General features: G+C 70.4%; 2 protein-coding genes. Both read right to left on the bottom strand.

Annotated features, from left to right (window positions below; genetic code table 11):
• Nucleotides 1-276: 276 nt before the first annotated feature.
• Complete coding sequence (locus GWK61_RS54075; protein WP_194922210.1) at nucleotides 277-1,869, bottom strand: GMC family oxidoreductase; 1,593 nt, start codon at nucleotides 1,867-1,869, stop codon at nucleotides 277-279.
• Nucleotides 1,870-1,879: 10 nt separating this feature from the next.
• Nucleotides 1,880-2,194, bottom strand: coding sequence for a DUF6295 family protein (locus GWK61_RS54080; protein WP_194922211.1), 315 nt, complete (start codon nucleotides 2,192-2,194; stop codon nucleotides 1,880-1,882).
• Nucleotides 2,195-2,396 lie beyond the last annotated feature (202 nt).

Here is a 2,396-nt window from a genome sequence, read left to right on the forward strand (position 1 = left end):
GGTGGGGTGCGTTGCTGGGCTCGCGTGGGGCGAGGCGGGGAGCGGCTTGCAGGTCGGAAGTGCAGGCCGCCGGGTTGCCAGCCGGTCGGCGGTGCAGTGCCTGATCTCGTATGTGGCGGGCTGCTGGCCCGGTTCCCGGCGGCGAGTCCGGCCGGCAAGTCAGCGGTGGTGCTGGCCGGTTGCGGCGCGGCGCGCGATCTTGCTGCGAGGCTGGCTGATGCCGGGCTGGTTGCCGCGCGGGTTGTGCGATCGTGGCTGGAGCTGGAGCTGGAGCCGCTACCCCCGCCGCCCCGCGCGCTCGGCATCCTTCACCAGCTCGGCGGCCTTCTCCCCGATCACCATCGACGGCGCGTTCGTGTGACCCCGGATGATCGTCGGCATCACCGAGGCGTCCGCCACCCGCAGGCCGTCGATGCCGCGGACGCGTAGCTGCGGGTCCACCACCGAGGCCTCGTCGGTGCCCATGCGGCAGGTGCCGACCGGGTGGTACAGGGTTTGGGCGTAGCGGCGGATCGAGGCTTCGTACAGGTCCGGGCCGGACAGGCCTGGCAGGAGCATGTAGCCGTCGTTGAAGGGCGTGAGCTGGGGTGCCGCCGCGATCTGCTCGCAGAGGGCCATGCCGCGGGTCAGGGTCGCGTAGTCCAGGCCGTCGGGGTCGGTCAGGTAGGCGGGGTCGATCCGAGGCGCTGCGGTGGGGTCGAGGGTGGACAGGGTGACGGTGCCGTGGGAGCGCGGCTTCTGCAGCACCGCGCTGATCGTGTAGCCGTGCTCCTTCGGGCGGGTCAGGCCCTCGTCGAGGAACGCGACCGGCGCGAACAGCACCTCGATGTCCGGCTGGTCCAGCCCCTCCTCGCTCTTGGTGAACAGGTACGCCTCGCCGACGTTCGACGTCAGCGGCCCCTCGTGCCGCGCCAGGTAGCGCGCGAAGCCGGCCGGGGTGCGGCCGCTGATCAGTGACTTGGCGTTCTTCGTCTTCACCACGATGCCGGCGGCCAGGTGGTCCCGAAGGTTGTGGCCGACCTCCGGGAGGTCGGCCACCAGCTTCACGCCGCGCTGCTTCAGGTGCTCCGCGGGCCCGACGCCGGAGAGCATCAGCAGCTGCGGCGTGTTCACGGTGCCGCCGCACAGGATCACCTCGCGGCGCGCCGCCACCGAGCCGACGCGTCGGCCGTCCAGGTAGCGCACGCCGGTCGCGCGGCGGTCGTGGAACAGCACCCTCGTCGCCAGCGCCCCCGTGTACACGACCAGGTTGGGACGCGAGCGTGCCGGCTTCAGATACGCGTCAGCCGCCGACCACCGCCGGCCCGAATGCTGCGTCACCGCTGTCTGAACGCCCGGCATCCCCAGCGCCGCGCACGCCTCAAGAAAACGCCCCGTCAACGGATGCGGCGAACGCTGCCGCTCCACCCGCACCGGCCCGGCCGCCCCGTGCGCGGCACCGTCCGGTGCGGCCGTGAAAGCCTCGACCCGGCGCAGGGCAGCCGCGATCGGATCCGGCCCCCACGCGGAACCGGCCGCCGCGGCCCACTCCTCGTAGTCCGCCGCGAACCCGGTCACCCACATCATCGCGTTGATCGACGACGACCCGCCGAGCATCCGCCCCCGCGGCCAGAAGATCTGCCGCCCGCCGAGCTTCGGCTGGTTCACCGTCCGGTACGCCCAGTCCAGCTTGCTCTCGAACAGCTCGGAGAAGGCCGCCGGAATGTGAATCAGCGGATTGCGATCCGGGGGCCCGGCCTCCAACAACGCCACCCGACACCCGGGGTCCTCCGACAGCCGCGCGGCGACCGCGGAACCGGCCGAGCCGGCTCCCACAACCACGTAGTCGTAGACACTGCCAGTATCGATCCGTGCGTCGTCGGTGGCCATGTCTATGACGTTAGACCTGCGACGACTCCGTGAGTAGTCCCGCGCGCCCGACACGCACCCCCGCCGGGAGCATGCCCTCCGGCACGCTCTCCAACGCCGTGAGAATGGCTTGCGCCAGGTCGTAAGCCGCCTGCGCGGTCAGCTCCACCGCGATCCGCGCCGACGGCCCGCGCTCGGGATTGCGCAGGTCGATGTTCAGCGTGTGCTCGTCCATGGCGTGCACCGGATGGTCGTAGTACACGCTCGCCTCGGTGACGCGGATCCACCCGGGAGTCCCCTTGGCGCTGCCCGCCACCGCCAGCTTGAACGTCTGATAGGTACACATCGGAGCCGGATCCTCGCAATCGGTAGTACGCACACCAGTTGTAGACATACGATGACGCTCTGCATTCGCCTGCTGAGCGGAGGGGATCCCCGTGTTCCGTCATGCGATCCGCCAGAAGTGCCCTGGCGACCGATTATCCAGCCTAGCCAGCATCGAAGAGCTTTCCGACGAAGCCGACCGTTTTCTGCACCAGTGCTACACC

Origin of the sequence: Catenulispora rubra (genome assembly GCF_015356825.1) — a bacterium.
Taxonomy (GTDB): domain Bacteria; phylum Actinomycetota; class Actinomycetes; order Streptomycetales; family Catenulisporaceae; genus Catenulispora; species Catenulispora rubra.